Raw genomic sequence first — 17727 nt, forward strand, 5'->3', positions numbered from 1 at the left:
CCGTCAACACCGCGAATCCACCAGACACGATCGCTGAGAAGCCGTCAGAATCCTTCTGTGGCACTGACTCAGTACGAATCGTCGATAGCGGCGGTCTGGGACCAGCAGAACGTCTGGTCGCGGAGCGCGGACCGGCTGAAGAAGGCCGTGGAGGGCGCGCGCAGCAAGGCGTTGCTGCTCGCCATCCTTGCTGCGGTGCTGGGGACCGGATCCGCCGAGACCATGGGCCGGAACGAGGTGGCCGGCAAGGCGCTCGCCTTCGCCGCGGCCGTGGCGGCGGGGGCGGCGCCGCTGTTCGCCCAGCGCGGCGGGGCGGCCCGGCTCAGCGACTGGATCCGGGTGCGCGCCGTGTCCGAGGCGCTGAAGGCCGAGGTCTACACCTGCCTGGCGCGGGTCGGGCCCTACCGGGACCCGGAGGGCGCGGGCGCGCTGCTGGCCGAGCGCGGGCGCGCGTACCGGACGGACGGCGGCGATCTGATCCGGTACACCGCCGGGATCGCCGCCCTTCCGAGGCCGCTGCCGCCGGTGACCGACCTCGATTCGTACGTCGGGTACCGCCTGCGGCGACAGATCGAGACCTACTACCGGCCCAAGGCCGAGTGGATGGGCAGGAAGGTCGTGTTGGTGGGCCGCGTGGAACTGGGTCTCGGTGGTCTGGCTGCCGTGCTGGCGGCGTTCGCGGGCGTGTTCTCGGCGGGTGGCCTCGCCGCGTGGGTGCCGGTGGTGGCATCGGTCTCGGTCGCGCTGACCGCGCACGCCATCGCCCAGCGGTACTCGTACCAGCAGCTCGAATTCATGCGTACGGCTGAGGAGTTGGAGCGCCTGCTCACTCGCTGGGAGGGCGTGCCCGGGGCCGTGGGGACGCCCGAGGCGGCCGAGGCGTTCGTCGCCGAGTGCGAGCATGTCATCTCGATCCAGAACGAGGCGTGGATGATTCGCTGGACGGTGGGCTGATGGAACAGTCCGCTGTGCCGTTGTCGGATGCGGCTTTCGAGAGCCGGTACCTCGACTTCGTGGCCAGGAAGTACGACCGGGTGGAGGTCTTCGGTTTCGACCTCGTTTCGAGGCGGCCCCGGGGCGGCTGGCCGTTGCGCGAGCTGTACACCGACCTGACGACGTTCGGCGATACCGGGGCGCCAACGGAAACGACGGCGGGGACGGCGCTGGCCGGGCGTCGGCGGACGCTGGTACGTGGTGCGGCGGGCTCCGGAAAGACGACGTTGCTGTGGCACATGGCCGTCTCGGCCGCGCAGGGGCAGCGCACCGCGTACGACCATCTGCACGAACACATCCCCTTCGTCCTGCCGATGAGATACCTTCAGCTGGGCGGCGGGCTGCCACGCCCTGCGGAGTTCCTCGCCTCGGCGGGTTTGATGATCGCGGACGAGCAGCCCGTGGGTTGGGCGGAGCGCGTCCTTGCGGCCGGGAGGGGGCTCCTGCTCATCGACGGCGTCGATGAGGTGGAGGAGTCCGAACGGGCCGGGATCCGCTCCTGGCTGGGCGAGTTGCTCACCGCCTATCCGGACTGCTCGTACGTCGTGACCGCACGAACCCAGGCCGTGCCCGAATCATGGCTGACGGAATGGGAGTTCGCCGCCCTCGAACTGGCTCCGCTGAATTCCATGGACATTCAGCGACTCATCACCCGGTGGTACGCGGCGACTTCGGCGGGCACGGGTGACCCGGCGGAAAGGGCGGACCTGGAGCGCAAACGTGGCGCGCTGCTGGACGCCGTCGTCGAACGGCCCGACCTGCGGGAGATGGCGAGCAACCCTCTGCTGTGCTCGTTGCTGTGCGTCGTCTACGACGAGAGCGGCGGCCTGCTGCCCCAGACGCGGTGGGGTCTCTACGACGCCGTGCTCTCGATGATGCTCACCCGACGGGACGAACAGCGGCGCATCTCGACGCACGACATCACCGACTTCGGGCGAGAGGCCCAGACCCAGCTGCTGCAACACCTCGCCTACTGGTTGCAGCGCAACGGCCGGACCGAGGTGGACCTCGCAAGAGCCCACGGCTTGATCGCCGGGCTGCTGCCGTCGCTCCCGGCGGTCGCCGAACAAGGGACGCCCGAGACGGTCCTCGCGTATCTACGGGAGCGCAGCGGCCTCCTCCAGGACTCCGTGCCCGACCGCATCGGCTTCGCACACCGGAGCTTCCAGTCCTACCTCGCGGCGAAAGCGGCCGTCGAACAGCGGGACTTCGGGCTACTGGTGGCCAGGGCGGGCGATCCGAATTGGCAGGACGTCGTGCTCATGGCGTTCGGCCATGCCCGGCTCCGCGAGCGTGAGGAACTGTTTCATGGGCTTCTGGACCGCGCCGAACGGGACAAGGACAGCCGTGTCCGGCTCCATCTGCTCGCTGCGGCAGCGCTGGGTTACACCACCGAAGTCGACCCCGCCGTCCGCGAACAGATCGAGTTCCGATTGGCGCAGTTGATCCCGCCCCGGACACCCGCCGAGGCGGACGCCCTCGCCGAAGTGGGTGAGCTGGTGCTGGAATTGATGCCGTCACCCGACGGTCTCGACCCCGACGGCCCCGAAGCAGGCATGATCGTGCGCACCGCCCAGCGGATCGGCGGCCCCGCAGCCCATGAGCTGGTCCGCCGTTTCGTCGCGGCCCGCAGGCTGCGGGCCGCCCAAGTGCAGCGGCCGCCCGCCCGGCCCGCTCCGGAGTCCGTCCGGGTCGAGTCGTGGACGACCGCGCCACGGCAAGTGGCCGCTGGGCCCGGGATGTTGGAGCTCTCCGGCGCGGAGTTCCCGCCAGACCTCGACCGGCTCGCCGCCACCGTCCACCACGTGGTCTGGCGTGACGCCGCGCCCCCGTGCGCCGTCCTGGGCCGCCTGCCCCTGCTGCGCACGCTGGTCATCGCCGACAGCCCGGCCCTGACGGACCTCGACGGGCTGCCCCGGCTGCCCCGCTTGCGTACGCTGCGGATCACCGGATGCCCGTCCCTCTCCGACCTCACGGCCCTCGCCCGCACCGGTGTGGTGTTCCTCGACGTGTCGCCGAACCCCGGGGCCGCCGCACTCGCCGCACTCGCCGGTGCGACGCGTCTGCGGGTGCTCGGATTCCCTTTGCCCGCAGGGGAGTTCGACCTGGAGGGGCTGCGGCGCAGCCTGCCGGGAGTCGAGCTCGTGCCGCGTTCCGGCGTCCGCGCATGAGGCGGGGCGCGGGCGTGCAGAATGACTTCCGGACGCACCGTTGAGGGAGGGCCGCGTGCTGCGGTACGACAAGGAGTTCGACCCGAGGAGCGACGGCCTGGGGGCCGACGGCTCCGGTGGTCCGGCCGCGGGCCCGGGGCGGTACGCCGCCGACGACGAGGTGTACGTCTTCGATGACGACTCGGTCGTCCTCGCGGTCAACGTCGCGCTCAAGACGGGGCGTCCCCTGCTGCTGTTCGGCCCGCCGGGCTCCGGCAAGTCCACCCTCGCCCCCAACGTGGCCAGGATCCTGGGCTGGGAGTACTACGCGCACGTCGTCACGGCCCGCACCGAGCCGGAGGACCTGCTGTGGCGGTTCGACGCGCTGAAGCGGCTCAACGACGCCCAGGCGCAGCAACTCGTCGACGACATGGGGCACTACTACACCAAGGGTCCGCTGTGGCGGGCCTTCGCGGCCCCCGGTGGCAAGCGTTCGGTCGTCCTCATCGACGAGATCGACAAGGCGGACCCGGATCTGCCGAACAGCCTGTTGGGGCCCCTCGGCTCGCTGTCGTTCCCCGTACCGTGGGACGACGAGCAGTCGGTCTCCGTACCGCCGGAGCGAGCGCCGTTCGTGGTGATCACGACCAACGACGAACGCGAGCTGCCCCGGCCGTTCCTGCGCCGCTGCATCGTCTTCGAGCTGCGGTCCCCCACCAAGAAGCACTTGCTGAAGGTCGCGGGCTCCCACCTGGGGGAGCGGTACGAACCGGAGCTCGCGGACAAGGTCGCCACGCACATTCTCGACGTCCGCAAGTCGCTGGAGGACCCGGCGGCCGGGCCCAGCACCGCCGAATATCTGGACGCGCTCAAGGCCAGCCAGCAGCTCGGCGTGGTGCCCGGCACGCCCGAGTGGGCCGCGCTTGAGGCGGTGACCCTGCGCAAGCGGCGCGACGGAATGGAGCCCACCGCGTGAGCGGGCGCGGTGAGCTCTTCCTCGGTGATCTGGTGCGGGCCATGGCCGAGTTGAAGCCCGCGGACCTGGCCACCGCAGCTGCCGTGGCCGCTCTGCTGGGGCAGGGGCACCGTACGCCCACGGCCCTGCCGCAGGGCCGCGTCGTCCAGGCCGTCGGCCGGGGCACGGGGGCCGGTCGCGCCAGGGCCGTACGGCTGGAGGAGGCGTCCGGCGGATCTCGTCGCAGCACGCCCGCGCGACTTCCCCGGGCCGTCGCCGCCGAGCGGGGACCGCGCACGGAGAGGCCGGACCCTTCCGAGCCGGAGGGGGACGACACCGTGCGCGGCGGCGCGGAGCGGGCGCTCCTGCTGGCCGACAGGCCGGTCGACTTCTCGTTCACCGCGATCGGCGGACCTCCGCCGCACACTGCCGTGACGGACGGGGTCAACGGTCCGGCTGCCGGCGCCGGGCTGCCGGAGCGCACTACCGCCGCCACCCCGCTCTCCAACGAGCCGCCCTGGAAGGGGGACTGGGCCCGCGGAATCGTGTTCGCGGTGGTGGCCACCCCGGTGGAGAGCAGAGAGGTCGACCAGCGGGCGCTGCTGCGGGGCGTCGCCGGCCGCCAGGCGCTGCGAGCCGTGCCGCGCCGGCGGCGCTTCAGCACCCGGCGCGGTGCGCAACTGCTGCTCGACCACGGGCCGGGCATGGCGCCGTTCCGTGACGACGGACTGTGGCTGCGCGAACTGGTGGGCAGCATCGCCGGACGCGACCGGGTCGAGGTGCTGAGGTTCCGGGGCGCGCCGGGACGCGGGGTGGTGCGCCAGGATCCCCTCACGATCGACCCGTACCGGCCGCCGCCGCCCGGCACACCGGTGATCCTCTTCTCCGACCTCGGCCGGATGCGGCCGCCGTTCGCGGGGCAGGGCGTCGCGGGCCCGCAGGAGTGGCGCGCGTTCGTCCACACCGTGGCGCACTCCGGCTGCCCCGTCATCTGCCTGACTCCGTACGAGAGCGCCGACTATCCGGCCCTGCTGCGCAAGAAAGTGGCGTTCGTCCCCCTCGACCGGCGTGTCTCGCTGCGGCACGCGCGGGAAGCGACGGCGCGGGTGCGCGGATGGCTGGAGTGCCCATGACGAGCCAACCCGAGGCGCCCGAGGCGCATCTGCCGTCACCGGCCGACCGCACCATGGAGGAGTACATCCCGCAGCTCGCGCGGAGCCGGCCCCAGCTCGTCCGGCTCGCGGAGTGCCTGTCGCTCGCGGCCGGAGTGGAGCGGCCGCTGTTGCGGCGTGCACGGTTGCGCTTCCTGCCGCGCTCGGCGGCGGGTCTTGAGGCCGAGCTGTGGTTCTCCCCGCTGGTGGAGTCGGCGAGCGCGCACTCTCTGCTGCTCGACCCGGCCGCGGCGGCCGTCCTGCGGCGACGCCTCGCACTCCGCCCCCGCCAATTCGTCCAGGACGTAAGGGACTTGATGGTCGAGGCACATCTGGGCGCACAGCCGGTCGCCCGATGGTTCGAGGATCTGCTGTGGGCCGATCTCTTCCCGGCCACGTCGAGGCCCGAGCACATCGGCGAGCAGCTGCGACGAGTGCTGCACGCCGTCACGGCGACCGGGCACGCGGCCGACGAGATCGGGCGCTGGGCGCTGCACTATGTGCCGCGCCTGCCGAGCGGGGTGCGCCAGTACGACGACGCCTGGCGGATCCAGGTGGCGTCCTCCGAACGCCTCGGCCTGGCGCCGCCGGAGGACCTCTTCCCGCGCGCATCCGGCATGACGGCCGCGGCTCGCGCCCTTGTCCAGCGGGACATCCCGGTTGGCGTGGTGGCCCGGTCGGACGGGTTGGTGCTCAGCCGGCCGCCGGTCGAGGGGGCGCGGATGGTGATGGCGGCGGGGGTGCGTACGGTGCGGGTCGAGGCGGCGAGTGTGCTCGCGCCACAATCCGCCCCGGTGCGGCTTGAGTTGATGGAGGATCAGAGTGTCCATCTCCCGTTCACCGTGGTGCAGCGGCTGTCCGTGAGTGGCGAGGCCGTCCAGGGGTTGGCGCATGCCGGGGCGGCTTACGAGGTGGCGGTCGCCTCGGGCACGGAGGTGCATACGCGGTACGCCGTAATTCTGGCGGACCGCACGATCGTGCTGCACGCGGACGACGGGTCGGAGACGGGTCGCGTCCCGGCCACCGCCGACGGCCCGCCACGGCGGTCCCTCACCCTGTCGGCGGACGGCGTGGCGCTGGCCTGGACCGACGGGGGAACGGTGACCCTCCACGAGCTCGCCACGGCGAGGAAGGACGCCCAGGTCTGGAGCGGGGGCGCCGCGATCGGTGTGCGGTTCCCATCGGATCACACGGAGGGCCTCACACAGCTGTGCGTCCAGAATGACCGGCTCTACCTGGTTGGGCGGACGGGGCTGATGCGTCATGTCGGCGGCGGCGAGGCCATCCCGGTGCGGGCGTTGTGGCAGTCGGCCCGGGAGGAGCGCTCAGCATTCATCGACAGATCGGGCGCGCTGAGGATGTATGAAAACGGGGCGTTGCGCGAGTTCGCGGACCGCGAGGTCACCGCTGTCACCGGAACGCCGGACGGGGCGCACCTGGTCTGGGCGCACGCGGACGGGAGAGTCGAAGGGTGGTTCGTCGGCGACAGCGGTGAGGCGTTGATGGAGTACGGAACGGCGCCCTGGCAGATCACCTCCCTGGCCATGAGTGCGGACGGCCGCTGGGTCGCGGCCGTGGGCGGTGACTCCAGGCTCTTGCTCTGGGAGCTCACAAGCGGGGCGTCCGTACCCCGAGAACGGCGGTTGGCCTTCTGCGCCGACCGCGTCTTCGCCCTGCCCGGCGGGGAATGGGCGGTCTCCGGCACGGGCGGGCCGGTCGAGCTCACCACGGACGACGGGCGCCAGTACGTCATCACCCCGGACACCGAAGCCCTGGCCGACCCGGCGGACGTGCCCGGCTGGATTCGGGGCGAAGTGATCGCCGAGGTGCGCGCGGGCCGGGACCCGGTCACGTTCGTCGATCTGGCGGAGGCGATGGCGTCCGTCCGGGCGGCGGGCGTCACCTGCCTGGTGGTCGGGCCGATCACCCTGACCGCCCGGGGTGATGTGGAGGGAATCCCCGGCGACGAGGAAATCCCCGACTCCCTGGGCGACTTCGGAGGGTTCGTGTCGCTGCTCATGTCCGCCCACCATCACGGGGTGCGGATCGTCGTCGACATGGACCTGCGGGCCGTGGACGACGCGCCGGTCGGCCGGATTCTCAACTCCATTGGGCAGTGGCTGGATCACGACGTCGACGGCCTGCGCCTGGTCAGCGACCGCCGCCTCGACGCGGGCGTACTGCGCGATGTGCGCCACCTGCTGGACGGCTACGACGACCGGGTTCTCATCGGTACGCACACCCCTGGGCTCCCCGCCACGGCGGTCTCCGGCTTCGGCTCCACCGGCACCCTCGACGTAGCCTGCGATGTCGTGGTGCGGGCCCTGCAGGGTGAGCTGATCATTGGCATGACGGAAGGCGCCCTGGTCAGGAACGCACTGGTCAACGCCCAGTCGCCCTTGGCCACGGCCAGGCCCGGAGCGCAGTGGGGCCACCTGCTGCCCGACGATCTGACCGCACCCGGGCGGACGGCGTTGGCCCTGCGCGTGCTGCTCGGCCTGCCGGGATGCCCCATCGTTCCGCTGTCACTCCTCCAGAGCCAGGACCCGGAGGTGTCAAGAATGCTGGAGCTTCGCCGGGACCACCTCGCCCTGTCCCGGGGCGACTGCCGTGAACTCTCGTTGTCCCGACCGCACTTGCTCGGACTCGTACGGCGGCACGGCGACGAGATCGTGCTCTGCGTCGCCAACGCCGGGGCGGGCCGCGAGACGATCGACGTCACCCCGGACGACCTGGGCGCCACGGCCGACGCGCGGCTGCTGGACCTGTTCGACGGAACCGTCGTCCCGTGCACCGACAACACCCCCGCCACCGTTGCCGTCGACGACGGCGCCGTCCGGTGGTACCGGCTGCTCCCGATACCGCGTACTTCCGGCCTCGGGGAGTAGCGGCATGGCACGTCCCCGGATCTTCCTCAGCCACAGCTCGCAGTGCACGCCCGAGTCCGGGTGCGACTGCCGGGCCTACCTGTTCGCGCTCGAAGCGCACCTCGTCACCCTGGGCTGCGAGCCGATCGTCGACAAGGACATCCTGAGCGGCGGTGACACCTGGTACGGCAAGGTGCTGACCGAGATCAAGAAGTGCCACGGCATGATCATCCTGCTGTCGCCGCACGCGCTCGACTCGTACTACGTGATGGTGGAGGCGATCGTCGCCGACGCCGAGCGGGCCGGTACCGGCGACGCCTTCCTGGTCCTGCCCGTGACGCTGCCCGGAGTCCGTCGCCGCCAGCTTCCCGACAGCGACCTCGGCAAGCTGAACCTCGGCCGCTTCGACATGGTGGACTGGCGGCGGCAGTACGGTCCCGACCGGCCCCCGAAGAAGATCGCCACGTCGCTGCGTCCGCTGATCGAGCGGCACGGTGCCGTGCCGTACCCGGAGGTCACCGACTTCCTCGCGGGGCGGATCTCCGACCTCTCGGACGCGGCCCTTGAGCACACGGCCGAGATCCTGGGAGTCACCACCTTCGCCTACGCACGCGATCACTCGCGCTACGCGGTGGCTCAGGGGCTGCTGGCCGAGCGGCCGGTCCAGAACGTCGGCGACAGCTGCGCGATGCGCAAGGCCGTCAAGCACTTCCTGCCCAAGGTGAAGAGCCAGGCCGACCGGCAGAAGATCGTGGACGTGGTGGTGCCGTTCGCCCGGGTCCCGAAGAAGGCGGCGGATCAGCTCCGCCTGGTCGGGCAGGGAGCGGGCGACCGGGTGGCGCTGCTGGGGTCGACGCTCAAGGAAACCGCGGACATGTACGTGCGCAGGGCGAGCGAGGCGCCGGACTCGTGGCGCGTGCGCAAGCCCGCGCCCCGGCACGACGCGGCGGACTTCGTGGAGGGCATGATCGCCGAGGTGCGCGCCTGCGTGGTCGACTCGATCGGGTGGGGCTTCGAGTGCGACGACGAGGCCCTGCGGCGGCTGCTGGCCCGTCACGAGGAGGAGTCGGGGCCGTTCACGATCGTGCTGTACCAGCCGCCAGACGCCGACCTCCTCGACCGGCTGCTCACCGCGTTCCCCAGGCTGCTGTTCGTCTTCGCCCACCAGCAGGCGGCCCCCGCGCGGGGGCGGGCGGGCTCCGTCCGGCTGGAGGGACTGACGCCGGGGCAGGAGCAGGACATGGTCATCACTCATCGGGAGTTCCAGAACCTGGCCGCCACGGGGGAGCAGTAGCTCCCGGCGACCCGACTCGGAAGACGGGACGACCGGAGGCCGGAGGACCGGAGGGCCGGATTGACAAACCGCCTTGGCGATTCTGCGATGGGCTGATGGATGGGGAACGCGCACTCGACGACGTGCTGACCGAAGTCGGCCCCCGGCTCCGGCGGATCCGCAAGGAGCGCGGGGCCACGCTCGGGGATCTGTCGGCGGCGACCGGGATCTCCGTCTCCACGCTCTCCCGCCTGGAATCCGGGAACCGGCGGCCCAGCCTCGAACTCCTGCTGCCGATCGCCCGCGCCCATCAGGTGCCGCTCGACGATCTGGTGGGCGCGCCGCCGGTCGGGGACCCCCGGGTGCGGGCCAAGCCGATCGTGCGGGGCGGCAAGACCCTGGTGCCGCTCACCCGCCAGCCCGGCGGGCTCCAGGCGTACAAGGTGGTGGACCGGGAGACGGGCGGTGCGCCCGAGCCGCGCATTCATGAAGGCTACGAGTGGCTGTACGTCCTGGCTGGGCGGCTGCGGCTGGTGCTCGCCGGGAACGACGTGGTGCTGGGGGCGGGCGAGGCGGCCGAGTTCGACACCCGGCTGCCGCACTGGTTCGGGCCGGCCGGGGACGCGCCGGTGGAGTATCTGAGCCTGTTCGGGCCGCAGGGGGAACGGATGCACGTACGGGCGCGGCCCCGGGGCGGGGGCTCGTAACAAGGCGGTCGCGCGTCGAGGGACGGGCGGTCGCGCGTCGCGGAACCGGGCGGTCGCGCGTCGCGGGGCGAATTCGTCGCCCCGCACACCCTCCACCTGTTCCCTCAGCGGCAAGCGACCGCTTAGTATGCCGTGCAGCAAGGGTACGCAGCCGTACCGCCTACAGCGCGTGGAGGCCCCGAATGCAGGCATGGCGAGTGCACGAGAACGGCGAGCCGGGCGAGGTGATGCGGCTCGAAGAGGTCGAGCGCCCCACTCCGGGCCCCGGGCAGGTGCTGCTGAAGGTGCGCGCCGCGAACATCAACTTCCCGGACGCGCTGCTGTGCCGGGGGCAGTACCAGATCAAGCCGCCGCTGCCGTTCACGCCCGGGGTCGAGATCTGCGGGGAGACCGAGGACGGGCGGCGGGTCATCGCCAATCCCGTGCTGCCGTTCGGCGGGCTCGCGGACCATGTGATCGCCGACGAGCGCGCGCTGCTGCCCGCGCCCGACGCGCTGGACGACGCCGAGGCCGCCGCCCTGCACATCGGCTACCAGACCGGCATGTTCGGGCTGCACCGCAGGGCCAACCTCCAGGCGGGTGAGACGCTGCTGGTGCACGCCGCCGCCGGAGGGGTCGGCAGCGCGGCCGTCCAGCTCGGCAAGGCGGCCGGGGCCAAGGTCATCGGTGTGGTCGGCGGGGCCGAGAAGGCGGAGATCGCCCGGCAGCTGGGGTGCGACCTCGTCATCGACCGGCGCTCCGACGACATCGTGGCCGCCGTGAAGGAGGCCACCGGTGGGCGCGGCGCGGACGTGATCTACGACCCGGTCGGCGGCGACGCGTACGCCAAGTCCGCCAAGTGTGTCGCCTTCGAGGGCCGCATCCTCGTCGTCGGCTTCGCCAGCGGCAGCATCCCCGCCCCCGCCCTCAACCACGCGCTGGTGAAGAACTATTCGATCGTCGGTCTGCACTGGGGGCTGTACGCGCAGAAGGACCCCGCGTCGATCCTGCGCTGCCACGAGCAGCTGACCGAGCTCGCCGCCAAGGGCGCCGTCAAGCCGTTGATCAGCGAGCGCGTGCCGATGAAGGACGCCGCCGCCGCCGTTCAGCGCGTCGCCGACGGCACCACCACCGGCCGTGTGGTCGTGCTCCCGGACGGAGCCGCCCGATGAGCGAGCAGCAGCCCGACGCCGCCGAACTGCGCACCCGTACCCAGGAGTTGCTCGCCGCGCACCCGCCCGCCACCACCGGGGCGATGGACTTCCTCAAGGCCCGCTTCGACGCAGGGCTCGCCTGGGTGCACTACCCGGTGGGCCTCGGCGGCCTCGGGGCGCCTCGCTCGCTCCAGCCGGTCGTCGACGCCGAACTGGCGGCGGCCGGCGCGCCCGACAACGATCCGCGCCGGATCGGGATCGGGCTCGGCATGGCCGCGCCGACCGTGCTCAAGTACGGCACCGACGAGCAGAAACGGCGGTTCCTGCGGCCGCTGTGGGTCGGCGAGGAGGTGTGGTGCCAGCTGTTCAGTGAGCCGGGCGCCGGGTCCGACCTCGCCGCCCTCGGGACCCGGGCTGCTCGCGACGGCGACCACTGGGTGGTCACCGGGCAGAAGGTGTGGACCTCCAGCGCCCATGTCGCCCGCTGGGCCATCCTGATCGCGCGCACCGACCCCGAGCTGCCCAAGCACCAGGGCATCACCTATTTCATCTGCGACATGACCGACCCGGGCGTCGAGGTGCGGCCGCTGCGGCAGATCACCGGCGAGGCCGAGTTCAACGAGGTCTTCCTCACCGGCGTCCGCATCCCCGACGCCCACCGCCTGGGCGCGGTCGGTGACGGCTGGAAGGTCGCGCAGACCACTCTGATGAACGAGCGGGTCTCCATCGGCGGGATGCGGCTGCCCCGCGAGGGCGGGATGATCGGGTCCGTCGCGCGCACCTGGCGTGAGCGCCCCGAACTGCGCACCCACGACCTGCACCAGCGCCTGCTCACCCTCTGGGTCGAGGCCGAGGTCGCCCGCCTCACCGGCGAGCGGCTGCGCCAGCAGCTCGTGGCGGGCCAGCCCGGTCCCGAGGGCTCGGGCATGAAGCTCGCCTTCGCCCGGCTCAACCAGGAGATCAGTGGCCTGGAGGTCGAACTCCTGGGGCAGGAGGGGCTGTTGTACTCCGACTGGACCATGCGCCGGCCCGAGCTCGTCGACTTCACCGGCCGGGACGCCGGATACCGGTATCTGCGCTCGAAGGGCAACTCCATCGAGGGCGGCACCAGCGAGGTACTCCTGAACATCGTCGCCGAGCGCGTCCTCGGGCTGCCCGCCGAGCCGCGCAACGACAAGGACATCGCCTGGAAGGACCTGGCCCGATGACCGAGACCGCCCCCGACCTGCTGTACTCCGAGGCCGAGGAAGACCTCCGGGCCGCGGTGCGCTCCCTGCTCGCCGACCGCACCGACACTCCGTCCACGCTGACCCGCGCCGAGTCCGACACCCCCTGTGACCCCCGGCTGTGGCAGGCGCTCGGCGCCGAGATGGGGCTCGCGGGGCTGCTGGTGCCGGAGAAGCTGGGCGGCCAGGGCGCGGGGCACCGCGAGGCCGGCGTGGTCCTGGAGGAGATCGGCCGGAGCGTCGCCCCGGTTCCGTACCTCACCAGCTCCGTCATCGCCACCGAGACGCTGCTCGGCCTCGACATCACGGCCGCCGAAGTCGCCGGTCTACTCGGTGAGTTGGCGTCCGGCCGCAAGACTGCGGCGCTGGTCGTGCCGTTCTCGTACGGGCCCGACTCGCTGCGGCTGCGCGGCGGCCTCGACGGCGTCACGCGGACCGTGGCCGACGCCGCCACCGCCGACGTGCTGCTCGTGCCGACCGGGCAGGGGCTCTACGCGGTCGAGGCGGGCGAGGCGGCCATCACTGCACTCACCCCGCTCGACCTCACCCGCCCGCTGGCCGACGTCGCCCTCGACGGTGCGCGCGGCACGCTGCTCGCCGACGCGGACACCGGCCGGGCCGCCGTCCGCCGTGGTCTGCTCGGCGGGGCCGGGCTGCTCGCCTCCGAGCAACTGGGCGTCGCGGAGTGGTGCCTGACCGAGACCGTCGCGTACACCCGGGACCGCAAGCAGTTCAACCGGCCCGTCGGCTCCTTCCAGGCGCTCAAGCACCGGATGGCGCAGCTGTGGCTGGAGGTGGTGTCGGCGCGGGCCGCCGCACGCAACGCGGCCGACGCGCTGGCGACCGGGAGCCCGGACGCGCCGCTCGCGGTGGCGGTCGCGCAGGCGTACTGCTCGCGGGTCGCGGTGCACGCGGCCGAGGAGTGCGTCCAGTTGCACGGCGGCATCGGGATGACCTGGGAGCACCCTGCGCACCTCTACCTCAAGCGGGCCAAGTCGGCGCAGAGTGCGCTGGGTTCGGCCGGTGAGCACCGCGCGTCGGTCGCGGAGATCGTGGGGCTGCCCGGACCTTCCTAGTATGCGCCGAGTGTCCCGTTTTTGACCGCCCCTTTGCAGGCTGTTCAAATGGCGAACTTTTGCGACCAGTTCGCAGTAACAGTTGAGCTTCAATAAGGGGTGTGGGGCATGGTCGCCCGTTCGACCCACGGGGCGATGCGAGGAGCGGGCGCCGCGGCGCTGGCCGGAGCACTGGCCCTCACCGCGGCCGCCTGCTCGAACCCGGGCGGGGAGAGCGGCGGCAAGGGTGCCACGGCCGCCAGGGAAACAGCCGTCGTCGGTATCGCCTACGAGCCCGAGACGCTCAGCCCGCTCCTCGGCTACGGCAAGGACGCTGCGCGCCAACCTCGGCGTCGACCGGCCGCTGGTCACCCGCTGGTGGGACCGGCTGACCACCGCCCTCACCGGTCCCGCTGCTCGCCGCGCTGACCGTGCTCGCCATCGCCGCCGTGCTGCTCGGCAACCTCCTGTCCGATCTGCTCCACGGCATCGCCGACCCGAGGGTGGGCTTCGATGGCTGACACCGCTCGCCCTGCCGACATCGCCTGGCGCCCGCGCGGGCGCACCCGCCGCTCCACCCGGACGCCGCGGGTCCGTACCTCCGCCGTGATCCTCTCGGAGACCGCGACCTGGTCGACCGTACGGCCGACGAGTTGCGCCGCACCGCCGACGACGGCCGGGCGCTGCTGATGATCACCCGCGATCTGGCGGCCGCCGAGCGGATCGCCGACCGGGTCGCCGTGATGTACGCGGGGCGCGTCGTCGAACTCGCCGACGCAACCTCGTATTTCGGCGGGACCGGACCCCGTCACCCGTATGCTCAAGGCCTGCTCGACGCGCTCCCGGAGCGGGCGTTCACGCCCATCCCCGGGATGCCGCCCGAGCTGGGCGATCTGCCGCACGGCTGCGCGTTCGCGCCCCGCTGCGAACGGGCCACCGGCCAGTGCGGCACCCTGCCGCCGTTCGACGGCCGGGTCGCCTGTCACCACCTGGAGGAGCCCGGCCGTGCTTGACCTGAAGAACATCACCGCCGGGTACGAGCGCGGCACGCCGGTGGTCCGGGAGGTGAGCCTCACCGTCGCCCCCGGCGAGGCGGTCGGCCTGCTCGGCCCCAGCGGCTGCGGCAAGTCCACCCTGGCCCGGGTCGCGGCGCTGCTGCACCGGCCGGACGACGGCACGGTCACCCTCGACGGCGCCCTCGTCACCGAGTGGCGCCACCGGGCCCCGCGCGCGCTGCGCACCACCGTCGGCGTCGTCTTCCAGTCGCCCCGGCTCGCCGCCGACCCCCGGCTGCGGCTGCGCGACCTCGTCGCCGAGCCGCTGCGGGCGACCGGCCGCCAGATCGAGGTCCGCGAGCGCGTCGACGAACTCGCGGACCTGGTCGGCCTCGGCGGGGACCTGCTGAACCGCCGCCCCCACGAGGTCAGCGACGGCCAGCTCCAGCGCGCCTGCCTGGCCCGCGCCCTGGTCCTGCGGCCCCGGCTGCTGGTCTGCGACGAGATGACGGCGATGCTGGACGCGTCGACGACGGCGGCCCTGGTGGCGGCGGTCGAGCGCTACCGCGCGCAGACGACCGCGTCCCTCCTCGCGGTGGGCCACGACCGGACACTGCTGTCCCGGTGGTGCGACCGGGCGGCGGAGTGGGGCGAGCTTTCGCGATGACCGTTTCGCAGTAACGTCCCTGCGACGGTTGTTCCCCACGTGCGGCGTCGCCGCCCGGCCACCGGGTGGCCGGGCGGCGAAGTACCGGCCAACTCTGCGAAGCAGCCTGCCCGTCGGGGCCCGTGCGCCCGCATACTCGGTCGCGTCCGCCCGTCCCACCGCCCCGGGAGCACCCCATGGCTCGACTGACCCGCCGCAGCGCCGTCGCCGCCCTCGCCGCGGCCGCCGCCTCCGCCGCCATCGCGCCCGCCGCCGCGGCCGAGCGCGCTCACCCCGCCGGGCCAAGACCGCTGCGCCGGACCCACGCGCACAACGACTTCGAGCATCCGCGCCCCCTCTTCGACGCCCTCGCACATGGGTTCACCAGCGTCGAAGCCGATGTCTTCCTGGTCGGCGGGCAGCTCCTGGTGGCCCACGACCCGACCCGGCTCGACCCGACCCGTACGCTCGAAACGCTCTACCTCGACCCGCTGATGGCCCGCGTCCGCGCCAACCACGGCTCGGTGTACCGGGGTCACCACCGCCCGGTGCAGCTCCTGGTCGACATCAAGACCGAAGGCGCCGCCGCCTACCTGGAACTCGACCGGCGGCTGCGCCCGTACCGGCGGATGCTCAGCAGCTACGCGCACGGCCGTGTGTCGACCGGCGCCGTCACGCCCGTCATCTCCGGCGACCGCGCCGCCCGGGTGCCCATGGAGGCGCAGAAGGTGCGCCACGCGTTCTACGACGGACGCCTGGAGGACCTCGGCACCGCCGCCACCGCCGCCTTCATCCCGCTCATCAGCAGCAACTGGACGCAGAGCTTCAGCTGGTTGGGCGCCGGACCGTTCCCGGCCGCCGAGCGCCAGAAGCTGCGCGCGATCGTCGGGCAGGCCCATGCAGACCGGCAGCGGGTACGGTTCTGGGCGACCCCCGACCTCGCCGGGCCCGAGCGGGACGCCCTGTGGCGCGAACTGCTCGCCGCCGACGTCGACTACATCAACACCGACGACCTCGCGGGCCTGGAGACCTTCCTCCGCGCGCACGGAGAGTAGTCCCGGCGCATCCCGGGGGCACGGGCGTCACTCACCTCACGGGCCGTCACCCGCAGTCAACACCCGTACGGCGGACACGCCATACGCCCGACCGGCCCGCCTCCTCCGCCACACTGGCCGCCGAATGCCGCAATTCCGGCGCGGTGGAGGAGGTTGGCCATGGCCGTTTCGATCTCGGTGGTGCTGTTGCTCATGGTGCTGGCGGTGATCTTTCTGCGCAGCGGCGGACTCAAGGCCTCGCACGCGATGGTCTGTGTGCTGCTCGGCTTCTTCCTCGCCGGCACGAGCATGGCCCCCACCATCCAGGACGGCCTGAACGCCACCGCGAGCGTGGTCGGTAGCCTCAGGCCATGACTCCGGCCCGCCAGAAGATCACAGCCGAGGCGCGGCGCGCCCGCCTCGGTACCCGCCACCTCCTCACCCCCGCCGCCCGCGCGGCCACCCCCGAGGAGGTGGCGGATGCGCTGGTGGCGCTGCACGCCACCGACCCCGCCACGGTGTATCTGGCGGTCGCCGCGCGGACCAGGACCGCGTCGGTGGGGGAGCTGGAACGCGCGTTGTACGAGGACCACTCACTCGTACGGATGCTCTGTATGCGCCGCACCATGTTCGTGCTGCCCAGGGCGCTCGCACCGGTGGCCGACGCGGCGGCCGCCCGGGCCGTCGCCGTCCGTGAGCGCGCGGGTCTCGCCAAGGTGATCGAGGAGCAACTCGGTTTCGACGCCAAGTGGTTCGCCGCCACCCAGGAAGCGGTCCTCGCCGCCCTCGCCGCGCGCGGAGAGGCGACGGCGGCCCAACTCGCCGACGACGTGCTGGACCTGAAGTCGCAGATCGTCCAGGCCCCGGGCAAGCCGTACGAGGCGAGGCCCCGCATCACCAGCCGCTTCCTCGGGGTCCTGGCCGCCGAGGGCCGCATCCGGCGCGGCCGCCCGCTGGGCACCTGGGCGTCCAGCCAGTTCCGCTGGACGGTCGCGGAGCCGCACCCCGAACTCGGGGCCGACGAGGCCAGGGCCGAGCTCGCCACCCGCTACCTGGACGCCTTCGGCCCCGCCACCACCGAGGACGTCAAGTGGTGGACGGGCTGGACCCTCACCGACACCCGCAAGGCGCTGGCCAGGACCGACGCCGTCGACGTCGACCTGGACGAGGGCCCCGGGCACGCCCTGCCGGGCCAGTTGGCCGCGCCGCCCGCCCCCGAGCCGTGGGCCGCCCTGCTCCCGGGCCTCGACCCGACCCCGATGGGCTGGCGCCACCGCGACTGGTACCTCGACACCGCCCACAAGGCCGAACTCTTCGACGGCACCGGCAACATCGGCCCCTCGGTGTGGTGGAACGGCCGCATCGTCGGCGGCTGGGCCCAGCGCCCGGACGGCGAGATCGCCACGCACGTGTTCGCGGACCAGGGCCGCGAGGCGAGCGCCGCCATCGAGGCGGAGGCGGCCCGGCTGTCCGCCTTCTTCGGCGAGATGCGGATCCGGCCGAGCTTCCGCACCCCGCTCGAACGGCGGCTCTCCGTCTGAG

At 72.5% G+C, this 17727-nt stretch carries 15 protein-coding genes and 3 pseudogenes; all 18 read left to right on the forward strand.

The annotated features are described in order from the left end of the window. Positions 1 to 57: 57 nt before the first annotated feature. Positions 58 to 954, forward strand: a complete 897-nt coding sequence (locus ACZ499_RS22410; RefSeq protein ID WP_468677330.1) for a DUF4231 domain-containing protein — start codon at positions 58 to 60, stop codon at positions 952 to 954. Beyond that, a complete protein-coding gene (locus ACZ499_RS22415) occupies positions 954 to 3164 on the forward strand; it encodes an NACHT domain-containing protein (protein WP_468677332.1) in 2211 nt (736 codons plus the stop codon). The genes ACZ499_RS22410 and ACZ499_RS22415 overlap by 1 nt, the downstream gene beginning before the upstream one ends. Before the next feature lie 55 nt (positions 3165 to 3219). Next, positions 3220 to 4119, forward strand: coding sequence for an AAA family ATPase (locus ACZ499_RS22420; protein ID WP_468677334.1), 900 nt, complete (start codon positions 3220 to 3222; stop codon positions 4117 to 4119). After that, positions 4116 to 5231 carry a hypothetical protein gene (locus ACZ499_RS22425; protein WP_468677335.1) on the forward strand — a complete coding sequence of 372 codons (1116 nt, stop codon included), beginning with the start codon at positions 4116 to 4118 and terminating at the stop codon, positions 5229 to 5231. Before ACZ499_RS22420 ends, ACZ499_RS22425 begins: the two co-directional genes overlap by 4 nt. Continuing rightward, the gene (locus tag ACZ499_RS22430) at positions 5228 to 8137 is read left to right on the forward strand and encodes a DUF3459 domain-containing protein (RefSeq protein ID WP_468677336.1); all 2910 of its coding nucleotides are present in this window, start codon (positions 5228 to 5230) and stop codon (positions 8135 to 8137) included. The genes ACZ499_RS22425 and ACZ499_RS22430 overlap by 4 nt, the downstream gene beginning before the upstream one ends. Positions 8138 to 8141: 4 nt before the next feature. After that, a complete protein-coding gene (locus ACZ499_RS22435) occupies positions 8142 to 9410 on the forward strand; it encodes a toll/interleukin-1 receptor domain-containing protein (RefSeq protein ID WP_468677337.1) in 1269 nt (422 codons plus the stop codon). Between the two features lie 95 nt (positions 9411 to 9505). Continuing rightward, positions 9506 to 10096, forward strand: a complete 591-nt coding sequence (locus ACZ499_RS22440) for a helix-turn-helix domain-containing protein (RefSeq protein ID WP_468677339.1) — start codon at positions 9506 to 9508, stop codon at positions 10094 to 10096. A 182-nt stretch (positions 10097 to 10278) separates the two neighbouring features. Beyond that, the gene (locus ACZ499_RS22445) at positions 10279 to 11247 is read left to right on the forward strand and encodes an NADPH:quinone oxidoreductase family protein (RefSeq protein WP_468677340.1); all 969 of its coding nucleotides are present in this window, start codon (positions 10279 to 10281) and stop codon (positions 11245 to 11247) included. After that, positions 11244 to 12437, forward strand: a complete 1194-nt coding sequence (locus tag ACZ499_RS22450) for an acyl-CoA dehydrogenase family protein (protein ID WP_468677341.1) — start codon at positions 11244 to 11246, stop codon at positions 12435 to 12437. The genes ACZ499_RS22445 and ACZ499_RS22450 overlap by 4 nt, the downstream gene beginning before the upstream one ends. After that, the gene (locus tag ACZ499_RS22455; protein WP_468677343.1) at positions 12434 to 13531 is read left to right on the forward strand and encodes an acyl-CoA dehydrogenase family protein; all 1098 of its coding nucleotides are present in this window, start codon (positions 12434 to 12436) and stop codon (positions 13529 to 13531) included. Before ACZ499_RS22450 ends, ACZ499_RS22455 begins: the two co-directional genes overlap by 4 nt. A gap of 108 nt (positions 13532 to 13639) precedes the next feature. Then, a pseudogene (locus ACZ499_RS22460) lies at positions 13640 to 13843 on the forward strand (ABC transporter substrate-binding protein); the annotation flags it as partial. A 77-nt stretch (positions 13844 to 13920) separates the two neighbouring features. Next, a pseudogene (locus ACZ499_RS22465) lies at positions 13921 to 14031 on the forward strand (ABC transporter permease); the annotation flags it as partial. After that, entirely contained in the window at positions 14024 to 14200 is a 177-nt protein-coding gene (locus tag ACZ499_RS22470; RefSeq protein ID WP_468677345.1) for a hypothetical protein, read from the forward strand. The pseudogene ACZ499_RS22465 and the gene ACZ499_RS22470, both read left to right, overlap by 8 nt. Next, positions 14131 to 14523, forward strand: a pseudogene (locus ACZ499_RS22475) (oligopeptide/dipeptide ABC transporter ATP-binding protein); the annotation flags it as partial. The gene ACZ499_RS22470 and the pseudogene ACZ499_RS22475, both read left to right, overlap by 70 nt. Further along, positions 14516 to 15172 (forward strand): ABC transporter ATP-binding protein, encoded by a 657-nt coding sequence (locus ACZ499_RS22480; RefSeq protein WP_468677346.1) that lies wholly within the window; start codon positions 14516 to 14518, stop codon positions 15170 to 15172. The pseudogene ACZ499_RS22475 and the gene ACZ499_RS22480, both read left to right, overlap by 8 nt. A gap of 176 nt (positions 15173 to 15348) precedes the next feature. After that, entirely contained in the window at positions 15349 to 16206 is an 858-nt protein-coding gene (locus tag ACZ499_RS22485; RefSeq protein WP_468677348.1) for a phosphatidylinositol-specific phospholipase C/glycerophosphodiester phosphodiesterase family protein, read from the forward strand. A 159-nt stretch (positions 16207 to 16365) separates the two neighbouring features. Then, a complete protein-coding gene (locus ACZ499_RS22490) occupies positions 16366 to 16560 on the forward strand; it encodes a hypothetical protein (protein WP_385534997.1) in 195 nt (64 codons plus the stop codon). Next, on the forward strand, positions 16557 to 17726 hold the full coding sequence (locus ACZ499_RS22495; protein ID WP_468677350.1) for a winged helix DNA-binding domain-containing protein: 1170 nt from the start codon (positions 16557 to 16559) through the stop codon (positions 17724 to 17726). Before ACZ499_RS22490 ends, ACZ499_RS22495 begins: the two co-directional genes overlap by 4 nt. The last annotated feature ends 1 nt before the right edge of the window (position 17727 follow it).

It is taken from the genome of Streptomyces sp. NPDC031265 (assembly GCF_055570295.1).

Bases quoted from the DNA above. Each gene is read 5' to 3' on its own strand.
- ACZ499_RS22470 (WP_468677345.1), top strand. From the start codon at position 14,024: ATGGCTGACACCGCTCGCCCTGCCGACATCGCCTGGCGCCCGCGCGGG.
- ACZ499_RS22490 (WP_385534997.1), top strand. From the start codon at position 16,366: ATGGCCGTTTCGATCTCGGTGGTGCTGTTGCTCATGGTGCTGGCGGTG.
- ACZ499_RS22455 (WP_468677343.1), top strand. From the start codon at position 12,434: ATGACCGAGACCGCCCCCGACCTGCTGTACTCCGAGGCCGAGGAAGAC.
- ACZ499_RS22435 (WP_468677337.1), top strand. From the start codon at position 8,142: ATGGCACGTCCCCGGATCTTCCTCAGCCACAGCTCGCAGTGCACGCCC.
- ACZ499_RS22440 (WP_468677339.1), top strand. From the start codon at position 9,506: ATGGATGGGGAACGCGCACTCGACGACGTGCTGACCGAAGTCGGCCCC.
- ACZ499_RS22485 (WP_468677348.1), top strand. From the start codon at position 15,349: ATGGCTCGACTGACCCGCCGCAGCGCCGTCGCCGCCCTCGCCGCGGCC.
- ACZ499_RS22450 (WP_468677341.1), top strand. From the start codon at position 11,244: ATGAGCGAGCAGCAGCCCGACGCCGCCGAACTGCGCACCCGTACCCAG.
- ACZ499_RS22415 (WP_468677332.1), top strand. From the start codon at position 954: ATGGAACAGTCCGCTGTGCCGTTGTCGGATGCGGCTTTCGAGAGCCGG.
- ACZ499_RS22430 (WP_468677336.1), top strand. From the start codon at position 5,228: ATGACGAGCCAACCCGAGGCGCCCGAGGCGCATCTGCCGTCACCGGCC.
- ACZ499_RS22445 (WP_468677340.1), top strand. From the start codon at position 10,279: ATGCAGGCATGGCGAGTGCACGAGAACGGCGAGCCGGGCGAGGTGATG.
- ACZ499_RS22495 (WP_468677350.1), top strand. From the start codon at position 16,557: ATGACTCCGGCCCGCCAGAAGATCACAGCCGAGGCGCGGCGCGCCCGC.